23 protein-coding genes and 1 riboswitch are annotated in these 19,894 nt (G+C 72.1%); of the genes, 9 read left to right on the top strand and 14 right to left on the bottom strand.

Annotation, left to right across the window (positions count from 1 at the left end; translation table 11 throughout):
- Nucleotides 1-6 precede the first annotated feature (6 nt).
- The 7 genes from rnc to HHX41_RS14865 form a co-directional block, all read right to left on the bottom strand.
- The gene (rnc, locus tag HHX41_RS14895) at nucleotides 7-756 is read right to left on the bottom strand and encodes a ribonuclease III (protein ID WP_169984179.1); all 750 of its coding nucleotides are present in this window, start codon (nucleotides 754-756) and stop codon (nucleotides 7-9) included.
- Between the two features lie 247 nt (nucleotides 757-1,003).
- Nucleotides 1,004-1,183, bottom strand: coding sequence for a 50S ribosomal protein L32 (rpmF, locus tag HHX41_RS14890; protein WP_030506036.1), 180 nt, complete (start codon nucleotides 1,181-1,183; stop codon nucleotides 1,004-1,006).
- 1 nt (nucleotide 1,184) lies between these two features.
- Complete coding sequence (locus HHX41_RS14885) at nucleotides 1,185-1,739, bottom strand: DUF177 domain-containing protein (protein ID WP_182906436.1); 555 nt, start codon at nucleotides 1,737-1,739, stop codon at nucleotides 1,185-1,187.
- A gap of 70 nt (nucleotides 1,740-1,809) precedes the next feature.
- Nucleotides 1,810-2,286 (bottom strand): pantetheine-phosphate adenylyltransferase, encoded by a 477-nt coding sequence (gene coaD / locus HHX41_RS14880; protein ID WP_182906435.1) that lies wholly within the window; start codon nucleotides 2,284-2,286, stop codon nucleotides 1,810-1,812.
- Between the two features lie 16 nt (nucleotides 2,287-2,302).
- Nucleotides 2,303-2,872 carry a 16S rRNA (guanine(966)-N(2))-methyltransferase RsmD gene (gene rsmD, locus HHX41_RS14875; RefSeq protein WP_182906434.1) on the bottom strand — a complete coding sequence of 190 codons (570 nt, stop codon included), beginning with the start codon at nucleotides 2,870-2,872 and terminating at the stop codon, nucleotides 2,303-2,305.
- A gap of 397 nt (nucleotides 2,873-3,269) precedes the next feature.
- Complete coding sequence (gene recG, locus HHX41_RS14870; protein ID WP_182906433.1) at nucleotides 3,270-5,432, bottom strand: ATP-dependent DNA helicase RecG; 2,163 nt, start codon at nucleotides 5,430-5,432, stop codon at nucleotides 3,270-3,272.
- A gap of 36 nt (nucleotides 5,433-5,468) precedes the next feature.
- The gene (locus HHX41_RS14865; RefSeq protein WP_169984184.1) at nucleotides 5,469-7,037 is read right to left on the bottom strand and encodes a DAK2 domain-containing protein; all 1,569 of its coding nucleotides are present in this window, start codon (nucleotides 7,035-7,037) and stop codon (nucleotides 5,469-5,471) included.
- Between the two features lie 204 nt (nucleotides 7,038-7,241).
- Here HHX41_RS14865 and rpmB point away from each other — a divergent pair, with 204 nt between their 5' ends.
- Together rpmB and HHX41_RS14855 are read left to right on the top strand one after the other, a co-directional pair.
- On the top strand, nucleotides 7,242-7,427 hold the full coding sequence (gene rpmB / locus HHX41_RS14860) for a 50S ribosomal protein L28 (RefSeq protein WP_030506042.1): 186 nt from the start codon (nucleotides 7,242-7,244) through the stop codon (nucleotides 7,425-7,427).
- A gap of 81 nt (nucleotides 7,428-7,508) precedes the next feature.
- Entirely contained in the window at nucleotides 7,509-8,108 is a 600-nt protein-coding gene (locus HHX41_RS14855; RefSeq protein WP_182906432.1) for a hypothetical protein, read from the top strand.
- 99 nt (nucleotides 8,109-8,207) lie between these two features.
- Here the strand turns inward: HHX41_RS14855 and thiD are convergent, their stop codons facing one another.
- On the bottom strand, nucleotides 8,208-9,005 hold the full coding sequence (gene thiD / locus HHX41_RS14850; protein WP_182906431.1) for a bifunctional hydroxymethylpyrimidine kinase/phosphomethylpyrimidine kinase: 798 nt from the start codon (nucleotides 9,003-9,005) through the stop codon (nucleotides 8,208-8,210).
- 230 nt (nucleotides 9,006-9,235) lie between these two features.
- Nucleotides 9,236-10,225 carry a hypothetical protein gene (locus HHX41_RS14845; protein WP_182906430.1) on the bottom strand — a complete coding sequence of 330 codons (990 nt, stop codon included), beginning with the start codon at nucleotides 10,223-10,225 and terminating at the stop codon, nucleotides 9,236-9,238.
- Nucleotides 10,226-10,241: 16 nt separating this feature from the next.
- Here HHX41_RS14845 and HHX41_RS14840 point away from each other — a divergent pair, with 16 nt between their 5' ends.
- On the top strand, nucleotides 10,242-10,577 hold the full coding sequence (locus HHX41_RS14840) for a hypothetical protein (RefSeq protein WP_182906429.1): 336 nt from the start codon (nucleotides 10,242-10,244) through the stop codon (nucleotides 10,575-10,577).
- Between the two features lie 222 nt (nucleotides 10,578-10,799).
- On the opposite strand, the gene HHX41_RS14835 is transcribed toward HHX41_RS14840, so the two are convergent.
- The gene (locus tag HHX41_RS14835) at nucleotides 10,800-11,750 is read right to left on the bottom strand and encodes a thiamine-phosphate kinase (RefSeq protein ID WP_182906567.1); all 951 of its coding nucleotides are present in this window, start codon (nucleotides 11,748-11,750) and stop codon (nucleotides 10,800-10,802) included.
- Between the two features lie 65 nt (nucleotides 11,751-11,815).
- Here HHX41_RS14835 and HHX41_RS14830 point away from each other — a divergent pair, with 65 nt between their 5' ends.
- Together HHX41_RS14830 and HHX41_RS14825 are read left to right on the top strand one after the other, a co-directional pair.
- Entirely contained in the window at nucleotides 11,816-12,049 is a 234-nt protein-coding gene (locus tag HHX41_RS14830; RefSeq protein ID WP_169984188.1) for an Lrp/AsnC family transcriptional regulator, read from the top strand.
- A gap of 23 nt (nucleotides 12,050-12,072) precedes the next feature.
- Nucleotides 12,073-12,528, top strand: a complete 456-nt coding sequence (locus HHX41_RS14825) for a DUF3515 domain-containing protein (protein WP_169984189.1) — start codon at nucleotides 12,073-12,075, stop codon at nucleotides 12,526-12,528.
- Here the strand turns inward: HHX41_RS14825 and HHX41_RS14820 are convergent, their stop codons facing one another.
- The 3 genes from HHX41_RS14820 to HHX41_RS14810 all read right to left on the bottom strand — a co-directional run bounded on the left by HHX41_RS14820 (nucleotide 12,529) and on the right by HHX41_RS14810 (nucleotide 15,576).
- Nucleotides 12,529-13,644, bottom strand: a complete 1,116-nt coding sequence (locus HHX41_RS14820; protein WP_169984190.1) for a D-alanine--D-alanine ligase family protein — start codon at nucleotides 13,642-13,644, stop codon at nucleotides 12,529-12,531.
- A gap of 85 nt (nucleotides 13,645-13,729) precedes the next feature.
- Nucleotides 13,730-14,737 (bottom strand): NAD(P)H-dependent glycerol-3-phosphate dehydrogenase, encoded by a 1,008-nt coding sequence (locus tag HHX41_RS14815; protein ID WP_182906428.1) that lies wholly within the window; start codon nucleotides 14,735-14,737, stop codon nucleotides 13,730-13,732.
- Nucleotides 14,738-14,790: 53 nt separating this feature from the next.
- Nucleotides 14,791-15,576: a lysophospholipid acyltransferase family protein gene (locus HHX41_RS14810; RefSeq protein ID WP_310741994.1), complete on the bottom strand. Its 786-nt coding sequence runs from the start codon at nucleotides 15,574-15,576 to the stop codon at nucleotides 14,791-14,793.
- A 78-nt stretch (nucleotides 15,577-15,654) separates the two neighbouring features.
- On the opposite strand from HHX41_RS14810, the gene cofC reads away from it, so the two are divergent.
- The gene (gene cofC / locus HHX41_RS14805; protein ID WP_169984192.1) at nucleotides 15,655-16,296 is read left to right on the top strand and encodes a 2-phospho-L-lactate guanylyltransferase; all 642 of its coding nucleotides are present in this window, start codon (nucleotides 15,655-15,657) and stop codon (nucleotides 16,294-16,296) included.
- Nucleotides 16,297-16,358: 62 nt separating this feature from the next.
- Here cofC and HHX41_RS14800 read toward each other — a convergent pair whose 3' ends face one another.
- Nucleotides 16,359-17,822, bottom strand: coding sequence for an MFS transporter (locus HHX41_RS14800; RefSeq protein ID WP_169984193.1), 1,464 nt, complete (start codon nucleotides 17,820-17,822; stop codon nucleotides 16,359-16,361).
- A 199-nt stretch (nucleotides 17,823-18,021) separates the two neighbouring features.
- Between HHX41_RS14800 and HHX41_RS14795 the strand changes: the two genes are divergently transcribed.
- The 3 genes from HHX41_RS14795 to HHX41_RS14785 all read left to right on the top strand — a co-directional run bounded on the left by HHX41_RS14795 (nucleotide 18,022) and on the right by HHX41_RS14785 (nucleotide 19,823).
- Nucleotides 18,022-18,759 carry a TetR/AcrR family transcriptional regulator gene (locus HHX41_RS14795; protein WP_182906427.1) on the top strand — a complete coding sequence of 246 codons (738 nt, stop codon included), beginning with the start codon at nucleotides 18,022-18,024 and terminating at the stop codon, nucleotides 18,757-18,759.
- A 232-nt stretch (nucleotides 18,760-18,991) separates the two neighbouring features.
- On the top strand, nucleotides 18,992-19,207 hold the full coding sequence (locus HHX41_RS14790; RefSeq protein ID WP_169984195.1) for a hypothetical protein: 216 nt from the start codon (nucleotides 18,992-18,994) through the stop codon (nucleotides 19,205-19,207).
- A gap of 33 nt (nucleotides 19,208-19,240) precedes the next feature.
- A riboswitch (M-box (ykoK) riboswitch) is annotated at nucleotides 19,241-19,410 on the top strand.
- A 230-nt stretch (nucleotides 19,411-19,640) separates the two neighbouring features.
- On the top strand, nucleotides 19,641-19,823 hold the full coding sequence (locus HHX41_RS14785) for a hypothetical protein (RefSeq protein ID WP_182906426.1): 183 nt from the start codon (nucleotides 19,641-19,643) through the stop codon (nucleotides 19,821-19,823).
- Nucleotides 19,824-19,894: the final 71 nt, after the last annotated feature.

Genomic DNA, 19,894 nt, shown 5'->3' with positions numbered 1-19,894 from the left:
CCGGGCTCAGGCGCGTACGGGGCCGGCGCCCTCGCGGGCGTCGCGCAGCGCGCGGATCGCGGTCCAGGCCGCCTCGGCCGCCTGCTGCTCGGCCTCCTTCTTGCTGCGCCCGGAACCCTTGCCGTACTCCTTGCCGCCCACGCGCACCGTGGCGGAGAACGACTTGGCGTGGTCGGGCCCGCTCTCGTCCACGTGATACTCGGGCACGCCGAGCATCTCGGCGGCGGTGAGCTCCTGCAGGGACGTCTTCCAGTCGAGCCCGGCGCCGAGCGACGCCGACCGCGTGATGAGCGGGTCGAACAGCAGGTGGACGACGCGGAACGCCTCGTCGAGGCCCTTGTCGACGTACACCGTGCCGATCAGGGCCTCCAGCGTGTCGGCCAGGATCGACGACTTGTCGCGCCCGCCCGTGCCTTCCTCGCCGCGGCCCAGCCGCAGGTATTTGCCGAGGTCCAGCGTCCTGGCGACGTCCGCGAGGGCCCGCATGTTGACCACGGCGGCGCGCAGCTTGGCGAGCTGGCCCTCCGGCAGGTCCGGGTGGTTGCGGAACAGCGTGTCCGTCACCACGAGACCCAGCACCGAGTCGCCCAGGAACTCCAGGCGCTCGTTCGTCGGCAGCCCGCCGTTCTCGTACGCGTACGAGCGGTGCGTCAGCGCCCGCTCCAGGATGCCGGTGCTGAGCCTGACGTTCAGCACCTGGAAAAGCTCGTCCCTGGCGACCTCGACGGGGACGGGTTTTACAGACGGCGCGGCCATGAAATCCTCCCAACTCCTATGTGCAGGCAGGGCCGTGCACGGGAGGCAGGTGGACCGGCCGAAGGCCCGAAGGCGTGGTGGACGCCGGTCCGCCGGGAGCCGATGGCCCCGGCGTCCACCACGGCCGCGGGCGTGCATGTGGGTGCGTACCGTCCAACCGCCACCGCACGTTCCTGTGAAGCACGGTAACGCCGACCGGATCGCCTTGACGATCCGGCCGGCGTCCCGATGTCCGCCTAACGCGCGATCAGGCCGACGGCTCGACGACCTGACGGCGGTTGTAGGTGCCGCAGGTCGGGCACGCCACGTGCGGGCGCTTGGGCGAGCGGCACTGCGGGCAGCTCACGAGTGCGACCGCCGCCGCCTTCCACTGGGACCTGCGGGCGCGGGTGTTGCTCCGCGACATCTTCCGCTTGGGGACGGCCACGTCAACCCTCCTGATCGTCTTCCTGTTCCACAACCAAACCCTGCAGCGCCGCCCAGCGGGCGTCGACCGCTTCGTGCCGGTGGTCCGGGCCGGCTTCCGCCAGCCTGATCCCGCACTCCGCACAGAGACCGGGGCAGTCCTCACCGCACACCGGGCTCAGCGGCAGTGCGAGCACCACCGCGTCACGGAAAACCGGCTCGAGATCGAGCAGTTCGCCGTCGAGGAGCAGATCGTCCTCTCCGGCGTCCTCCGCCGAGTAGAAGTAGAGCTCCTGGAAGTCGACCTCGATCTCCGAGGTCAACGGGTCCAGGCAGCGCGAGCACTCCCCCATCAGGGGAGCATGCGCCGTGCCCGTCACGAGCACGCCCTCCATCACCGCTTCGAGCCGGATGTCCAGCTCGACGTCGGCGTCCTTGGGAACGCCGATCATTCCGACCGCGAGATCCGCCGGTGCCGGGAGGACCGGGCTGAGCGTGCGCATCGATCCCGGTCGACGTCCCAGGTCGTGGGTGGAGATCACCCATGGGGCTCGGGGATCGAGGCTGTGCAGACTCATCCTGCTCTCGTTAGGCATGGCGAATCACCGCCGTCGTGCAAGGCTGAAAAGCAAGAATACCAGCCCTCGTTCAGCCTCTGAGCCGCTCCACGAGCAGCTGGTGGACAAGGTCCGGGACCAGGCCGGAGACGTCCCCGCCGTAGCGCGCGATCTCCTTGAGCCTGCTGGACGACAGGAACGAGTACTCCGGATTGGTGGACATGAACAAGGTCTCCACACCCGACATCCGATAGTTGAGCTGGGCCATCTGCAACTCGTAGTCGAAGTCGCTCACCGCGCGCAGGCCCTTCACGATGGACGGGATGCCCTGCTGCCGGCAGAAGTCGACCAGCAGACCGTGGAACTTCTCCACGCGGACGTTGCCGTACTCCTTCGTCACCGCCTGGAGCATCTCGATGCGTTCGTCGATGGTGAAAAGGCTGTGCTTCTCGATGTTGATGAGCACGGCCACGACGACCTCGTCGTACAACCGTGATGTCCGGCCGATGATGTCCAGATGTCCGTTGGTCACGGGATCGAACGATCCCGGGCAGACGACGCGACGCAAGGCGCACCCCCAAGATTTACGGGTTCCCGGCTGCGCGACCGTACCAAACGGCCGCTTCGCCGTACCGACGGACCCTGTCTTCCGTGAAGCCCTCGGGCCACACCAGGTCCTTACCCCTCGACTCCCGCTCCACGGCCACGAGTGCGCCCTCCGCCAGCCAGCCGTTGTCGCGCAGCGCCGTCAGGACCCGGGAGACCGCCTCGTCGGAGACCGCGTAGGGCGGGTCGGCGAAGACGAAGTCGTACGGCTCCTCGCACGGACGGCCCACCACCCGCTCGACCTTCTCGGCCCGCAGGGACGCCCCCGGCAGCCCGAGCGACGCGATGTTCTCCCTGATCGTGCGTGCGGCCCTGGCGTCCGACTCGACCAGCAGCGCGTGGGCGGCCCCTCTGCTCAGCGCCTCCAGCCCCACGGCGCCCGACCCGGCGTACAGGTCGAGGACCCGGGCCCCGTCGAGCGTGCCGAGCGTGGAGCCCACGGTGGCGAACAGGCCCTCCCGGGTGCGGTCGCTCGTCGGCCTGGTCGATCTCCCCGGCGGTACGGCGAGCCTGCGTCCCCCCGCCGTCCCTGCGATCACCCGCGTCACGTCACCATTGTCCCGCCCGCGACGGCCTTCCCGGCACGGCGGGCGAAGGGGCGGAAAGATCGACCAGGTCAAGAGTGGGCAAGCGGCGGCGACGAATGAGTAAGAGCCGTATCCCGCGCTCCGTCACATGAGCATCATGAGTTCTGCGGCCTTCACGGTGACCCAGGGGAAGGCCGGCCGGCGTGGTCGTGAGCCCTTCCGCACGCCGGCGCCCTCGGCACCTGACCCGAGGGTGGGCCCGGCCAGGGACGGCATTCGGGGGGAGGCCGTCCCAAGGCTGGGCCCTGGGTCCTTAACGGGCGTCGTGTTCACACGGCGCCCGTTTCACTTTCCCGCCCCCGTCGCATGTCGCGGCGCCCTCGCCCGAACCCGCAGCGTGCCGCGGCGGGGATGGCGGTCACGCCTTCTCGAGGAACTCGGCGCGTTCGTCGGCGACCATGGTGTCGATCTCGGCACGCAGGGCCGCGTGGGCCGACAGCCCGGGATCGGCGGACAACAGGGAGGTCGCCTCGGTCCGGGCCGTCTCGATCACGTCCTCGTCACGCAGGAGCTGCAGCAGCTTGAGCGACGACCTGCGCCCCGACTGGGCGGCGCCGAGCACGTCGCCCTCCCGGCGCTGCTCCAGGTCGACACGGGACAGCTCGAAGCCGTCGAGGGTCGCCGCCACCGCCTCCAGCCTGCGGCGCGCCTGGGTGCCCTCCTGCGCCTCGCTCACGAGCAGGCACAGCCCGGGCAGGCCGCCCCGGCCCACCCGGCCGCGCAACTGGTGGAGCTGGGAGACGCCGAAGCGGTCGGCGTCCATGATGACCATCGCCGACGAGTTGGGGACGTCGACGCCGACCTCGATGACCGTGGTCGCGACCAGGACGTCGATCTCACCCCGGGCGAAGGCGCGCATCACCGCGTCCTTGTCCTCGGGCGCGAGCTTGCCGTGCAGCGCCTCCACCCGCAGGCCGGCCAGCGGCCCCTCCGCGAGCATGCGCGCGACGTCGAGCACCGCCAGGGGCGGCCTGCGCTCGTCGTCGTCCTTCGCCAGGTCGCCCTCGTCGCCCTCCTGGTCGCCGATGCGCGGGCACACCACGTACGCCTGGCGGCCCAGGCCGACCTCCTCGCGGACCCGCTGCCAGGCGCGGTCGAGGAAGTGGGGCTTGTCCGCGGCGGGCACCACGTGGGTGGTGATCGGGGCCCGGCCCGAAGGGAGCTGCGACAGCGTGGACACCTCCAGGTCGCCGAACACGGTCATCGCGACCGTGCGCGGGATCGGCGTCGCCGTCATGACGAGCACGTGGGGACGGCCGCCGCCGCCCTTCTCGCGCAGGGCGTCGCGCTGCTCGACGCCGAACCTGTGCTGCTCGTCCACGACGACCAGCCCGAGGTCGGCGAACTGGACGTGCTCCTGCAGCACGGCGTGGGTGCCGATCACGATGCCGGCCGCGCCGGAGGCCGCGTCGAGCAGCGCGCCGCGCCGGGCGGCGGCCCCCATCGAGCCGGTGAGCAGCGCGACCGCCGTCCCGCCGAACATCCCGCCGGTCGCGAGATCGCCGAGCATGTTCACGATCGACCGGTGGTGCTGCTGGGCGAGGACCTCGGTGGGCGCGAGCAGCACTGCCTGGCCGCCGGAGTCGACCACCTGGAGCATCGCGCGCAGCGCGACCACGGTCTTGCCCGCGCCGACCTCGCCCTGCAGGAGCCGGTGCATGGGATGCTCGCGGGCGAGGTCCGCGGCGATCTCCTCGCCGACCTGCCGCTGCCCCTCGGTGAGCTGGAACGGCAGCCGCTCGTCGAAGTCGTGCAGCAGCCCGTCGTCGCGCCCGGGGCGGGCCCTGGCGAGCCAGGCGGACGCGGCCATGCGCCGCCGCACCAGGACGGCCTGCAGGACGAACGCCTCGTCGAACTTCAGCCGGTCGTGCGACCGCGTGACGTCGGCCTGGCCGCGGGGCCGGTGGACGCGCCGCAGCGCCTCCTCGATCGGCAGCAGCCCCAGGCGCTCCCGTATCTCGGCGGGCACCGGGTCGTCCAGGCTGAGCACGTCGAGCACCGTGCGCACGGCACGGCGGATCTTCCAGCTCGGCAGCCCCTGGGCCGAAGGGTAGATCGGCACCAGCGCGGAGGCGAACTCCTCGGCCGTCTCCTCCGTCTCGTCGAACGACTCGTACTCGGGATGGGTGAGCGAGACGCGCCTGGTCCTCCCGCCGACGAAGACGCCGACCTTGCCGGAGAACATCGCCTCGGTGCCGGGAGTGAGCCGCTGCTCGGCGACGTAGGCGCCCTTGCCGAAGAAGGCCAGGTGCAGCTTCTCCTTGCCGTCGGTCACCTCGATGTCGAGCCAGGTGCCCTGCCGGTTCTTCATCGGCCTGCGCACGGCGGACGACACCTTCGCGACCACGGTGACGTGCTCGTCGTGCTCCAGCGACGCGATGGGCGTCAGCTCCCCGCGCTGCGCGTACCGCCGCGGGTAGTGGCGCAGCAGTTCACCGACCGTGCTGATGCCCAGCGCGCTCTCCAGCGGGGCGGCCGACCTGCCGACCACCTTCTTGAGCGGCTCGTCGAAGCTCGTCACGTCACCAGTTTCTACCCGTACCGGCTGACAATCCGGCTACTCGACGCCGATCAGGAGGGGATAGCCGCCCTGCCCGCCCTCGTACACGACGATCTCCAGGTCCGGGCGGACGCGCTCCAGATGGTCGCGTACGGCGTGGAGGAGCGCCTCGGGCGCGCCGGCGCCGGTGACGAGCGTGACCATCTCGCTGCCGCCGGAGACCAGGCGCCGGACGACCTCGACCGCGGTCGCGGCCAGGTCCGCGCCGATCAGCGCGACCTCGCCGTCCACCACCCCGAGCACGTCGCCGATCCGGCACAGTCCGACGCTGGTCATCGCCGCACGGTCGGCGACCCACACGTGGCCGTGGCGGGTGTGCCCGGCGGCGTCGGTCATCGCCACGATGTCGTCGTCGAAGCGGCGCAGCGGGTCGTGCACGGCCAGCGCGGCCAGGCCCTGCACCGACGCCCGAGTGGGCAGGACGCTCACCGTCACGCCCTCCTCCCTGGCGATCTCCGCGGCGGCCACGGCGACGTCGTACACGGCGGCGTCGTTGGGCAGCACCGCCACCTCGGTCCCGGCCTCGCGGACGGCCCGCAGCAGGGCCGCCGCCGTCGGGGCCGAGCCCGGCTCACGCCGCACCACCACCGCTCCCGCCTCCCGGAACAGCGCCGTCAGGCCGTCCCCGGCGGCGACCGCGACCACGCCTCTCACCGGGCGCGGCTCGTGCGGCCGTCCCCCGAGGTAGGTCACCTTGATCCGGTACGGGCGACCGGCCCGCAGCCCGGCCTCGATCGCCGCGCCCGCGTCGTCCACGTGGACGTGGACGTTCCACAGGCCCTCCCCGCCGACGATCACCAGGCTGTCCCCGAGCGCGTCGAGCTCGTCCCTCAGCCGGTCCACCTCGCCCGCGTCCAGGAGGTACATGACCTCGTATCCGGGGCCGCCCGCGTCCTGCCGTCCGAGTTCCTCCGGCGTGATCCGCGCGGCCGGCGCGGGCACCTCGTGCCGCTCGCTGTACGCCTCGGCCACCACCTCGGACAGGCTCTCCAGCATGATCACCAGGCCGGCCGCGCCCGCGTCCACCACGCCGTTGCGGGACAGCGCGTCCAACTGCTCCGTCGTGCGGCGCAGGGCCCGCCGCGCCTCGTCCGCCGCCCGGCGGGCCACCTCGGCCAGGTCGTCGGGCGTGTCGCGTACGGCGTGCGCCGCGGCGGACAGCACGCTCAGCACCGTGCCCTCCACGGGCCGGACCACCGCCGCCCTGGCCATCTCGGCCGCCCTCGTCAGGCCGTCACGCAGGTCGGCGCCGCCTCCCGGCGCGTGCCCGAGCACCTCGCCCATGCCTCTCAGCGCCTGGCTGACGATCACACCGGAGTTGCCCCGCGCGCCGAGCAGGGCGCCGCGTGTCAGGGCCTCCCACGTGGCGCCCGCGTCCGCGTCGCCGGGCAGCGCGTCCACCGCCTCGGCCGCCGACAGGATCGTGAGGTGCAGGTTCGTTCCGGTGTCCCCGTCCGGCACGGGGAACACGTTGAGCGCGTCGATCTCCGCCCTGGCCCGGCCGAGGGCCGCCGCGCAGTGGCGCGACCAGCGGCGCACCGCGGGGGGATCGAGCTCCTTGAGCATCCGGCCGCCCTTCCTTCCGCGCTCCAGCCCCTCGATGCGCTACCGTTGGCGGGTACGAGACTATCCCCGTCCGCCGGAGTCCCGTTTGGCGTGCACCGGCGAACATCGGATATCCTCGTGTGGCCAGCCGGTTGTCCCGGCATTGCTCGGACGAGCCGCTGCACCGGCGCCGGGCCGATCGACTGATTCAAAGGAGCGATTACCGTGGCTTCCGTCTGCGACGTCTGCGCCAAGAAGCCGATTTTCGGCAACAACATCTCCCACTCGCACCGCCGCACCCGCCGCCGCTGGAACCCCAACATCCAGACCGTGCGCGCGGTGGTCAACGGGACGCCGAAGCGGATGAACGTCTGCACCTCCTGCATCAAGGCGGGCAAGGTCACGCGCTGACCGTCTGACTCTCGCGAGAGCCCGTCACCGGTTCCGGTGGCGGGCTCTCGCGCGTCCGGTGCGACGCCTACCGTGGAACGGGTGACCATCCCCCTCAGCGTGGGCGCATCCCCCGGCCAGAAGACCACGGCCGTGATCGTCAGCCTGGCCTCCCTCGTGCTCCTCACCGTAGCGGCGTGGATCTTCTTCGGCCCGGCCGCGGCGGCAGCGGATGACCTGCCACATGAGTTCGGCCAGCTGCATGTCCTTGTCCAGGGCGCCTTCTGCCTGGTCGCGGCCGTCCTGACCGGGATGCTCGCGATCCTGCTGCTGCGGGCCTTCCGGTCCGCCGCCCGCCTTACCGGGACCGTGCTGGAGGTCCGAGGCGCCCTGGAGACGCGCAGGGCCGATCTCGCCACGGCCCCGGTCCGGCTGGACTCCAGGGCCGCGGGCCCGGCCGGCGACAGCGCGGCACCAACCGGCTGGCGGATTCCGCTCCTGATCGCCGGGGCCGACCCGGACCGGCCGGTCACGTTGCGGTTGCGGGACCTGGCCGGCACCCTCCTGCCCTCGCCCGAGTTGCACGCCCTCGCGGCGGCGGTGGAGTCCGGGACGCGGCAAGAGGCCCATGCCGCGTCGGCCGCCGAGGCGGCGGCCCTCCTGCGCCGTCTCGCCGACGATCCGCTGGCCCGCATGTTGTGACACCGGCCGGCCGCCGGGACGGCGGGCCCAGCGGCTTGCCCGGTTCCCGGGCCGGCCGGCCGCCGCGCCGCGGTTCGCGAAGGGCGGCGCGGGGTCGCGTCAGGCGTCCGCCCGCATCCGCCAGCCGTGGTCCACGGGACCGATGCCCGCGCCCAGCGGGAAGCCGTGCGCGATCGCGCCTGTCACGTACTCCTTGGCCCGCCGTACGGCTCCGGGCACGTCCTCGCCGAGGGCGAGGTACGACGCGATCGCGGAGGCGAGCGTGCAGCCGGTGCCGTGGGTGTGCCGGTTGTCGTGCCGCTCGGCGGTGAAGCGGTGCTCGCTCGACCCGTCGGTGAGCAGGTCCACGGGCGCACCGGGGAGGTGGCCGCCCTTGATCAGCGCCCACTTCGGGCCGAGCGCCAGCACGGCCTCGGCGGCGCGGGGCAGGTCGTCCTCGTGCTCGACCTTGACTCCCGTGAGCTGCTCGACCTCCCACAGATTGGGCGTGACCACGGTCGCGACCGGCAGCAGCGCGCGCTTGACGGTCTCCACGGCGTCCGGCGCGAGCAGGCTGTCGCCGTGCTTGGAGACGCCGACCGGGTCCACCACGACGGGCGCGGTCACGCCCGCGAGCGCCTCCGCGACGGTCTCCACCAGCACGGACGACGCCAGCATGCCCGTCTTGATCGCCTGGGCTCCGATGTCGCCGAGGACCGAGTCGAGCTGCGCCCGCACCGCCTCGGGGGGCAGTTCCCAGTAGCCCTGCACGCCCAGTGAGTTCTGCGCAGTCACGGCCGCGATGACGCTCATGCCGTGCACGCCGAGAGCCAGCATGGTCTTCAAATCGGCCTGGATGCCGGCGCCGCCGCCGGAGTCCGAGCCCGCGATGGTCAGGACACGTGGTGGGGTGGTCATGGGCCAATCCAACCAAAACACCCGCCCCTCCCCCGAAAACGCCCCCATCGTGGACGGGCCGCGTGGACCGGCCGGCGCCGCCCCCGCACGGCCGAACGGCCCGGAGACCGGCAGGTCAGCCGCACGGCCGCGCCGCCCCATGCCGCACCCAGCCGGAGAGGCGGATGACGGCAGGCCAGCAGCCCGCCCAGCGCCACGCCCCCCGGCCGGGCGGACCCGGTCGGGACGGCTCAGCCGCGGTGCCGGGAGGAACCGGGCCCGGTCACCTCGCACCGGCCCTCGGAGAGCACGCAGTCGGCGGGTGCGGCGGACGCGCCGTCGGCGTGGATGGTCAGCGTCAGCGCGCCGCGCTCACCCAGCGCGGTCTGCGAGCTCAGGGTCAGGGTGTCTCCCCGCTGCTCCCAGTCAGCCCCTTCGACCGCCGTCACCTGCCCGCCCACGGCCAGCCGGATGGTCCAGGCGGGCAGGGCAGGCCCCTCGTTGCGTACGGCGAGCCGCGCCGTGTATCCGCTCTCGTCACGGTCTGTCACCGTGAAGCGCACCCGCACCGCCGCACCGTCGCCGTCGAGGGCGGACTCGGTCTGCGCCGTGTCCGTGCCCGCCGTGTCCGTGCCCGCCGTGTCCTCGCCGGTCCCGCTGTCGCCGGGCCCGGTCCCGCCATGCGCGGCCTCGGCACCGGGCACGGTGGCCGCCGCGCCGTCGCCCGCGGCCGTGACGGCGGCGGGAGCACCGCCCACCCGTGGAGACGCCTGGGACGAGGCGCGTGGAGCGGCGGTGGACGGGGTGCGCGTACGGGCGGACGCGTGGTCGCGATCCGGGCCTGCGGAGGTCGCCGCGGAGACCGGTGTGGCCTGCGGATCCGCCGAACCGCCCTGCGCTGTGTCCTCCCCTGTGTCCTCCCCTGTGTCCTTGCCGGTGTCGTTCTTCCCGGTGTTCCGGCCCTCGTCCTGTCCGGCACCGGTGCTGCCGGGGTCATCCTGGCCGTTCTGGACGGGGTCGCCGGTCGGCTCGCCCGGGGCCGGCGTCTCGCCGAGGGCCTGGCCGGAGCCGGGCGCCGCGTACGGCCCGCCCGCCGCGGCGCAGTTCTCCGAAATCGGGCAGGCCGTCGTCGGCTGCTCCATGGTCAGGGAGGTCCGCCCGGCGATCAGCCGTGCGCCGCCGGCTGTGACGCCCACGGCCAGCAGCACGGACAGCCCCGATACGAGCGCCAGCCTTCGCATACGTCTCGGCTGCTTCGTGAGGTCGTCCCGGCCCTGCCCGGGACGGCTCCGGTCCCCGGCGCCCCCGGAGGTCACCAAACGCTCGGAGGTCACCAGACGCTCAGGCGACGCCTGGCTCTCGGACTCCAGCCTCTCGGGCGACAGGGCGGCGAACATCCGGGTCGTCGCCTCCGAGGGCGGCGCGGGCCACGGCACATCAGCCGACGACGTGTCCGAGGGCGGCACCGGCCACGGCACACCGTTCGCGGACGTGTCCGAGGGCGGCGCGGGCCACGGCACATCAGCCGACGACGTGTCCGAGGGCGGCACCGGCCACGGCGCGTCCCCGCCGCTCGGCCGCGGCCCGGGATAGCCGGCCCCGGGAGAGGTCGGCGGGGCGCCGGTCGGCGTCGCCGGAGGACGGAAGGCCACGTGGTCCGGGCCGGCGGCCCTCTCCGGAGGGTCGTCCTGAGCCGGGGAGGGCTGTCCCTCTCGCGCCTTACGTCCTGCCGTGTGACGGCCCATGACGGTCCTTCCTGTTGCCGACCGCCATACTTAATAACAGATCTAATACGCCTATGTCACAAATTTCACATCATCCACGGAAGTGGTCCCAGCCCCCTCGGGCCCGGGTCTGTCCGTCGACCCGCACCCCGCGGCCCTCGTCGACCACTCCCACAGGCGTCCACTCGGGCGGCAGCCGTACCTCCGGAGGGAACGTCGCGGCCAGCGCGTGATCGTCGCCGCCGGTCAGCACCCACTCCAGCGGGTCCGCGCCCAGGTGGCGCGCCGCCGCGGTCAGCGTCTCCGGCACGGGCAGGGCGGCGGCGTCCAGCGCGACGGCCACGCCGCTCGCGTCGGCGACGTGCCCGAGGTCCTGCAGCAGGCCGTCGCTGACGTCGAGCATCGCCGTCGCGCCGAGCAGCGCGGCCCGCGGACCGCAGGGGTACGGCGGCAGGGGACGGCGGTGCGCCTCCAGCAGAGCCGCGAACTCCGGGGGGCCGCCGGTCACGCCCGCCCCGAGCAGGGCCAGTCCGGCCGCGGCGTATCCGAGGCGGCCCGCCAGCGCGACCACGTCACCGGGACGCGCGCCCGACCGCGTCACCGGCGACCTGCCGCCGAGGTCGCCGAGCGCGGTCACCCCGAGCACGACGGTCTCCGACCGGGCGATGTCGCCCCCCGCCACGGTCGCCCCCACCAGGTCGCACTCGTCGCGGAAGCCGTCGGTCAGCGCGTCCAGCCAGTCGGCGGGGACGTCCGCGGGCAACCCCAGACCGACCACGAGCGCGGTGGGATCGGCCCCCATGGCAACGATGTCGGAAAGGTTCTGTGCGGCGGCCTTACGGCCGATGTCGTACCCGCTCGACCAGTCGCGGCGGAAGTGCCTGCCCTCGATCAGTAGATCCGTGCTCACGACAACCCGCCCGTCGGGGGCCTTGAGGACCGCGGCGTCGTCGCCGGGGCCCAGCAGTACGGCCGCAGTCCGCGGAAGGCGTCCCGATATCCGCTGAATTACTCCGAATTCGCCGAGATCTCCGACTGTGATGGCACACCCCTAGTGCATTCGAGGTACGGTTGCGCTCCGGCACTGATCTCTACCCGGAGGGCGTCATGGTGCAGGCCTACATCCTTATCCAGACCGAGGTCGGCAGGGCCGCCAACGTGGCCGAGGAGATCTCCTCCATCCCCGGGGTCACACAGGCCGAGGATGTCACCGGCCCCTACGACGTCATCGTCCGCGCCCAGGCCAACAACGTGGACGAGCTCGGCAAGCTCGTGGTGGCCCAGATCCAGGCCGTGCAGGGCATCACTCGTACACTGACGTGTCCGATCGTCCACATCTGAGCGGTACACGAGCCGGGGAGACGATGCGAAAGGCGAAGGGGCCCGTGGGCACGACGCCGGGAGTCGCGATCGTGGCGGCGCTCGCCCTGCTCGCGGGCTGCTCGTCCACCGTCCACGTGGAGCCGCCCACGCCGACCGGCGAGGCGGCCGCGGCCTGCCGCGCGCTCGACGCGGCGCTGCCGAAGACGCTCGACGGCCTCGGCCGGACCGCCTCCGAACCCCCCTCGCCGTACGTCGCGGTCTGGGGCGACGGCCAGATCGCCCTGCGCTGCGGTGTGCCCCGGCCTGCCGCGATGGAGCCGACGGCGGAGGTCGGCGACATCAACGGCGTCGGCTGGTTCCAGGACCCGCGCCGGCCGACGCTGTTCACGTCCACCAACCGCGTGGCGTACGTCGAGGTCACGATCGGGAAGGGCCACCAGCCCGGGGCCGTGCTGGTCGACCTCGCCGGGCCGGTCAAGTCGAGCATCCCCGAGTGACTACCGCAGGCCCGCGGGCCGGCGCAGCGCGAGCTGGATCAGCCGGTCGACCAGGCCGGCGTACGGCAGGCCGGTGGCGGCCCACAACTGCGGCGCGACCGACGTCGACGTGAAACCGGGCATGGTGTTGATCTCGTTGACGAGCAGCTCGCCGGACGGCGTGTAGAAGAAGTCGACCCGCGACAGGCCCTCGCAGCCGAGCGCCTCGAACGCGCGCACGGCCATGGCGCGCAGCGTCTCGGCCACCTCGGCCGGAATGTCGGCCGGCGCCTGGAGCGCCATCTGCCCGGGGTGATACTTGGCCTCGAAGTCGTAGAATTCCTGGCCGCCCTCCACGAGCACCTCACCGGGGACGCTCGCCTCGGGGGCGGCGTCGTCCAGCGACTCCAGCACCGCGCACTCGACCTCTCGGCCGACGATGGCGGCCTCCACCAGCACCTTCGGGTCGTGCTCGCGGGCGAGCTCGATGGCCGCCTCCAGCGACTCGGGATCGTGCGCCTTGGAGATGCCCTGCGACGAGCCGGCCCGGGACGGCTTGACGAACACCGGCCAGCCCAGTTCCTCGATCTCCTTGAGCACCCGGCCGCGGTCGAGGCGCCAGTCACGGTCGCGTACGACCACGAACGGGCCGACCGGCAGCCCGGCCGCGTGCAGCACGAGCTTCATGTAGGCCTTGTCCATGCCGACCGCGCTGGCCAGCACGCCGGAGCCCACATAGCGGACACCGGCCAGCTCCAGCAGACCCTGGATCGTGCCGTCCTCGCCGTACGGGCCGTGCAGCAGGGGGAACACGACGTCGACCCGCCCCAGCGCGTGCGGGATCTCACCGGGTTCCAGGGCCACGAGGGTGCCGGAGTCCCCCGGCAGCGCGAGCGCGGTGCCGGAGTCGTCCACGACGGGCAGGCGGCCGGACTCGATCGCGTAGGACTGGGTGCTCGACGCCAGCACCCACCGCCCGTCCTGGGCGATGCCGATGGGGATGACCTCGTACTTCGACCGGTCGATGACCTCCAGCACACTGCCCGCGCCCATCAGGGATACGGCGTGCTCGGAGTTGCGGCCGCCGAAGACGACTGCCACGCGCACGCGTGACGGGGACTCGCGATCCTCATTCATGATGCCCGAATCTACCGTGTTCGAGACGCAAAACGGCTTGTCAGCCGCGCGCGTCGCGGAGGCCCGAATCCCCGATCAGACCTGATCAGACGCCGTAGCGCTCCGGTTTGGGGGTGCGCGACATCAGCAGCACGGCTGCCTCACCGGGGGTCATGCCGTCGTGGACGACGCCGACGACGACCTCGGTGATCGGCATCTCCACGTCGTGCTTCCTGGCCAGTTCGAGCACCGACTCGCACGTCTTGACGCCCTCGGCCGTCTGTTTCGTGGCCGCGACGACCTCGGCCAGCGTCATGCCGCGGCCCAGGTTCTCGCCGAAGGTGCGGTTGCGCGACAGCGGGGAGGTGCAGGTGGCGACGAGGTCGCCCATGCCGGCCAGGCCGGCGAAGGTGTGCTGGTCCGCCCCGAGCACCGCGCCCAGCCGGGCGATCTCGGCCAGTCCGCGCGTCATGAGCGTCGCCCGCACGTTGTCGCCCAGGCCCATGCCGGCCGCGACGCCGACGGCCAGCGCGATGACGTTCTTGACCGCACCGCCGAGTTCAACGCCCACGACGTCCGGATTCGTGTAGGTCCGGAACCACGGCAGGTGACACGCCTCCTGGAGCCGAACGGCCACCTCCTCGTCGCGGCAGGCGACGACGGCCGCGGCGGGCTGCCGCTGGGCCAGCTCGGGGACCAGGTTGGGCCCGGAGACCACGGCCACCCGCTGCTCCGGCACCTCGGCCACCTCGCAGACGACCTCGCTCATCCGCTTGCAGGTGCCGAGCTCGACCCCCTTCATGAGGCTGACCAGCACCGCCTCGGACGGGATGTGGGGCTTCCACCCCTGGAGGTTGCCGCGCAGCGTCTGGGACGGCACCGCGAGGACCACGAAGTCCGCGCCGTCCATGGCCTCGGCGGGGTCGGTCGTCGCGCGGATCGTGTCGGGCAGCCGGGTCCCGGGCAGGTATTCGGGGTTCTCCCGGGTCTGGTTGATCGCGTCGACGATCTCCGCCCGCCTGCCCCACAGGGTCGCGGGGGTGCCGGCCTCGGCGAGGATCATCGCGAACGTGGTGCCCCACGAGCCCGTTCCGAAAACAGCCGCCCTGCTCACTGGCCGCACCACTCCTCTTGCTCCGCGCGCTCCTCCCTCACCGTACGCCCCGCTCAGCCGTTGGCCGCGTTCTTCGGGTCATAGGGGACCTCTGGCGCCTTCTCGTCCCGAATCTCGGCGAGCAGGCCGGTGATGGCGGCCGTGATGTCGGCGGTCGCCTCGCGCAGGACCGAGCCGCGCATGGGCAGCCCGGCGTACTTCGACAGGTCGACCGGCGGTCCGGCGAGCACGTGGAAGCTCTTGCGGGGCAGCAGGCGAGGCTTCTTCGCTCCGTACGGCAGCAGGTCCTGGGCGCCCCAGTGGGCGATAGGGACGACCGGCACGCCGGTCGCGAGGGCCAGCCGGGCGACACCGGTCTTGCCGGCCATGGGCCACAGGTCAGGATCGCGGGTGATGGTGCCCTCGGGATAGAACAGGATGCAGGCGCCGCTCCGCAGCCGCTCTTCGGCGATCTTGAGCGACTGGGTGGCCTCGGTGCTGTTGCGCTCGACCGGGATGGCCTGGAGCTGCGCGATAGCGTGACCGAGTCCGCGGATCCGGAAGAGACCCGCCTTGGCCAGGATCGTCGGCCACCGCCCGTTGTTGTACAGGTAGTGCGAGAGCAGCACGGGGTCCGACCACGACAGGTGGTTGACCGCGATGATCAGTCCGCCGGTGCGGGGGATGTTCTCCCCGCCGCGCCACCGCCGCTTCACGAACAGGCGTGAGAGCGGCTTGACGACGACGACCGCGAGCGCCTCCCAGAAGCGCGGCGGCCGGCCGGCGCGGCGGCTCACCACGGCGGGGGTGGGCACTGCGGGGGCGTTCGGGTCGGGCGAGGGCTCGCTAGGGTGGCTCACAGAGTCTCCAAAATCACCGGGATCCGGCACAAGTCTCCCGGTTGGCCATGGGCGATGTCGAGGCGGGATGCTACAGGCATGCACCTCGCGCGATGGTCAATAGTGGTCCCGGTGAAGACCTTGATCCGGGCCAAGACGCGGCTCGCCGCGGCGGCGGGGCCGTACCGGACCGACCTGGCGGTCGCGGTGGCCTCCGACACCGTGACGGCGGCGCTGCGGTGCCCGCTGGTGGCGCGCGTGGTGGTCGTGACGGCCGACCCGCTGCCCGCGCGGCGGCTGGCCGCGCTCGGCGCCCACGTGGTCGCCGATCCGGACCGGGGGCTCAACACCGCCCTGCGGGCGGGCGCAGAGGAGGCCGTACGGCTCGCGCCGTACGACGCCGTCGGCGCCCTGCAGGCCGACCTGCCCGCGCTGCGGCCCGCGGAGCTGGAGACGGTGCTCGCGGCGGCGCTGGAGTTCGACCAGGCGTTCGTCCCCGACGCGGCCGAGGTGGGCACGACGTTCTACGGCGTACGGCCGGGCGTGTCCTTCCGGCCGGGGTTCGGCGGCGAGTCGAGGGCCAGGCACCTGTCCCGGGGGGCCAAGGAGCTGGCCCTGCCCGACATCGCCTCGGTGCGCAGGGACGTGGACACGGTGGAGGACCTGCGTGCCGCCCTGGCCCTGGGCGTCGGCCCCGCCACCGCGGAGGTCGCCGCCCGTCTGTCCCTGACGCCCGGCTGAGCCGGGGGAACGCGACGATCACGCCGGCCCCCGTGCCGGCGTGATCGTGCCCGCTGTCGTGGTCAGTGGGCCGCCTCCGCGTTCTCACGGGCCTGCCGGGGCAGGAGGAAGGCCACCGCGAACGTCACCACCAGCATCCCGGCGACCACCCAGAGGGTCACCTTGATCGCCTGGTCGAAGCTTCCGGCGCTCGGCACATCGCCGAGCAGGTCGAAGAAGACCGTGCCGAGCAGGGCGTAGCCGAACGCGCTGCCCAGCTGCTGCACCGCCGTCAGGGTGCCGGAGGCGGAGCCCGTCTCGTGCTCCTCCACGCCGGCCAGCACGATGTCGAAGAACGGCGACATCAGCAGGCCCATGCCGATCCCCGCCACCACGAGGGCCGGGGCGAGCTGCCACGGGCCGGGGTGCGTGCCCGCGAGGTTCAGTGTGAGCAGGACGCCGGCCACGCCCAGCGCCATGACGAGGGTGCCGCCCTGGAGGAGCCTGCGCCCGAACTTCTGCAACGGCTGCGCGAGCCCGAATCCGACGATCATGCCGGCCGACCACGGGGCCATCGCCAGGCCGGCCTTGAGCGCCGAGTAGCCGAGCCCCATCTGGGTGTAGAGGTTGAAGACCAGCATGAATCCGGCCATGCCGGAGAAGAACACGATGCCGGTCAACAGGCCGCCGGTGAACGCGCGCTTGCGGAACAGGCTCGGCACGATCAGCGGGTCGCCGCCGGAACGGCTGCGACGCGACTGGAACAGGCCGAAGACGGCGAAGACGACGACCGACGCGACGAGCATGGCGAACGCCCAGAGGGGCCAGTCGTGCTCGCGGCCCTGCACCAGCGGGAAGATCACCAGGAAGCCGCCCAGGGACGCGAGCGCCACCCCGCCCATGTCGAGGCGCAGCGGGTGCGGCGACCGCGACTCCGGCAGGAAGCGCATTCCGGCGGCCAGCGCGGCGAGGCCCAGCGGCAGGTTGATGAGGAAGATCATCCTCCAGCCGGTGCCCCAGAAGTCGGCCTCGACCAGCCAGCCCGCGAGGATCGGGCCGCCGACCGCGGACAGGCCCATGACCGGCCCGAACATGCCGAACGCCTTGCCCGTCTCCGCGGGCGGGAACATCTCCTTGATCATGCCGAGTCCCTGCGGCAGCATGACCGAGCCGAACAGGCCCTGGATCACCCGGGCGCCGATGAGCACCTCGGGCGACTGGGCGACGGCGCAGAGCAGCGACCCGGCGGTGAAGCCCGCGGCGCCGATCAGGAACATCCGCTTGCGGCCGAAGATGTCCCCCAGCCTGCCTCCGGTGATCAGGCCGACGGCCATGGCCAGGGTGTAGGCGGCGCCCATCCACTGGATGGTCCCCTCCGAGCCGCCGAGATCGGCGCGCATGCTCGGCGCCGCGATGTTGGTGACCGTCGCGTCGAGGAGGTCCATGACCTCCCCGGCGAGGATCACGAAGAGAGCCGCCCAGCGCCAGCGGTACGGCGCTCCGGTCACCGGCGCCGCCGGCGCCGTCGCGGTGATTGGTTCCGACATCACCCCTCCTTGGGAACTGAACAGTGTTCAGGGTAAACTGAGCGCTGTTCTACCACTGATCAGTGTTCATCTACAAGTTCGATGTTCACCACGATATATCGCGTTTGTCAGGCACACAAGATATATCTCGTCTTTGAGAGCAGTGTTCGTGAACACGGAGCGGTGTTCACTAACATGGGCGGAACAGCGGGAGGTCCTCATGACGCAGCCGGACATGCCCACACCGCCGTGGGAGCGTCCGCCCAGGCGACGCACGCCGGCCAGGGTGCCCCTCACCCGCGAGCGGATCGTCGACGCCGCCTACACCGTCCTCGACCGTGAGGGCTACGACCGGCTGAGCATGCGGCAGGTCGCCGCCGAGCTCGGCGTCGCCGTCTCGGCGCTGTACGTCCACGTGCGCGACAAGGGCGAGCTGCTGCAGCTCATGTACAACCGCATGTTCGAGGGCTACGAGCTGCCCGATCCCGACCCCGGGCGCTGGCGGGAGCAGATCAGGGACTTCGCCCGCCAGGGCCGCCGCAGACTCCTCAGTCACCGCGACGCGGTCAAGATCTCCCTTGGCCGCGTGCCCTTCTCCCCCGAGCTGCTCCCCCACGTGGAGAAACTGCTGGCCGTCTTCGCGGCGGCCGGCCTGCCGAGAGAGGTCATGGCCATCGCGGGCGACCTCCTGTCGACCTACCTGGACGGGTTCGTGCTGGAGGAGGTCCTCTGGCAGGACCGCTACCCCGAGAGCGGCGGCAAGGCGCCGCAGGAGATGCGGGAGGAGATCCAGGGCTACTTCGCCTCGCTGCCGCCCGACCGGTTCCCGAACCTGGTGGCGCTCGCCGACATCATGGTGGACGAGTCGAACGACTACCGGTTCGAGCTCGGCCTGGAGATCATCCTGCGCGGCCTCGCCTCCTACATCGCCGGGCCGGACCCCGACGAGGAGAGCTAGAAGAACGCAGCGTGCCGTACGCGCCGGGGCTCGGCCGACCTCGCGGATCAGGTAGAGCGGCACCGTGGCCGACCACAGGCCGAACGACGGCATGGTCAGCGCCCCCGCGTAGCGCCGAAGTCGCGTACGCGCCACAGGCTCCTCGGCGCCACCCCGGTCATGGCGGGCCATGCCGGCACCCGGAAGATGCACGTTCACAAGGATTTTCCGCAGGCGACGGTAGGCTGGCGGCGTGCAGGCGACGGTGCAGAGCTTCGATCCCGCGACCCGCTCGGGCTGGGTCTTCCTCGACGACGGCACCCGGATTCCCTTCGACGGCGAGGCGTTCGACGCCGGCCCGTTGCGGCACCTGCGCCCCGGCCAGCGGGTCGCCCTCGTCATGACGGACGGCCGCGTCGGTTACGTCACGCTCTCCACGTTCCCGGTCCCTGGACCGGGGCGGGTTTGACCCGGTGACCTGGGCGGAGGTGTACTGGAGGCGTGGGCACCTCGTTCGGTGAGGCGTCTGCGCGGATACAGGCCACTGACCCTCCTCGTCGAGAGACGTCACGGGTCAGGACAGGTCTCCCCGGCTTAAGGGGTGACTCCAGGTGGCTTCCCTCCGTGGGATCACGCCGCGCAGTGCCAAAGCTCTTACGTGAGAGGTGCGAAACGAGGGGGTTGATCGGCGATCGGCCGTGCCACGGGCGTCGCCGCATGACCGTGAGGAGGTGGTCGGGATGACGCTCGGCAGCAGTCCGCGACAATTCCGTCCCGTCACCCTTCCCGGGCGTGGCGCGACGCGCGCCTCCGACGTCGTCGAGGCGGTCGCCGTCCGCTGTCACGGCGGGTGACGGGTTCTCATCCGTGCCGGACGTCCGGCACGAGACAGGAGGTCCGTCATGACGATCACGATTTCCGTTCCGTTCGCGCTGCCGCACGTCCTGGTCCGGGCGGCCCGTGTCCTGTTTCCCGTCGTGGTGCCTCTGGTCCTCGCGATGATGGGTTCCGCCGAGGCGGGGATCGGCATGCAAATGGGCCTCGAAGTGGTGCTGGTGGTCCTCCGGCACCTGCTGCGGGTGTGAGCGAGGTGAGGCGGCGGCGGCGCTCAGGTGGAGATCCACGCCGGCCGCCGGGAAATCACGAGGAGACGTCG

Source organism: Microbispora sp. H13382 (assembly GCF_014161445.1).
GTDB lineage: Bacteria > Actinomycetota > Actinomycetes > Streptosporangiales > Streptosporangiaceae > Microbispora.
The sequence above is the reverse complement of the archived record's forward strand: the minus strand, read 5'-3'. Positions and strand labels throughout refer to the sequence as shown.

Excerpts from the sequence above, each read along its gene's own strand:
- HHX41_RS14885 (WP_182906436.1), bottom strand. The coding sequence starts at position 1,739 with ATGAGTCTGCACAGCCTCGATCCCCGAGCCCCATGGGTGATCTCCACC.
- HHX41_RS14845 (WP_182906430.1), bottom strand. The coding sequence starts at position 10,225 with ATGCGAAGGCTGGCGCTCGTATCGGGGCTGTCCGTGCTGCTGGCCGTG.
- HHX41_RS14785 (WP_182906426.1), top strand. The coding sequence starts at position 19,641 with ATGACGATCACGATTTCCGTTCCGTTCGCGCTGCCGCACGTCCTGGTC.
- rnc (WP_169984179.1), bottom strand. The coding sequence starts at position 756 with ATGGCCGCGCCGTCTGTAAAACCCGTCCCCGTCGAGGTCGCCAGGGAC.
- HHX41_RS14800 (WP_169984193.1), bottom strand. The coding sequence starts at position 17,822 with ATGTCGGAACCAATCACCGCGACGGCGCCGGCGGCGCCGGTGACCGGA.
- cofC (WP_169984192.1), top strand. The coding sequence starts at position 15,655 with ATGCACCTCGCGCGATGGTCAATAGTGGTCCCGGTGAAGACCTTGATC.
- HHX41_RS14830 (WP_169984188.1), top strand. The coding sequence starts at position 11,816 with ATGGTGCAGGCCTACATCCTTATCCAGACCGAGGTCGGCAGGGCCGCC.
- HHX41_RS14820 (WP_169984190.1), bottom strand. The coding sequence starts at position 13,644 with ATGAATGAGGATCGCGAGTCCCCGTCACGCGTGCGCGTGGCAGTCGTC.
- HHX41_RS14795 (WP_182906427.1), top strand. The coding sequence starts at position 18,022 with ATGACGCAGCCGGACATGCCCACACCGCCGTGGGAGCGTCCGCCCAGG.
- thiD (WP_182906431.1), bottom strand. The coding sequence starts at position 9,005 with ATGACCACCCCACCACGTGTCCTGACCATCGCGGGCTCGGACTCCGGC.
- HHX41_RS14825 (WP_169984189.1), top strand. The coding sequence starts at position 12,073 with ATGCGAAAGGCGAAGGGGCCCGTGGGCACGACGCCGGGAGTCGCGATC.
- HHX41_RS14865 (WP_169984184.1), bottom strand. The coding sequence starts at position 7,037 with ATGCTCAAGGAGCTCGATCCCCCCGCGGTGCGCCGCTGGTCGCGCCAC.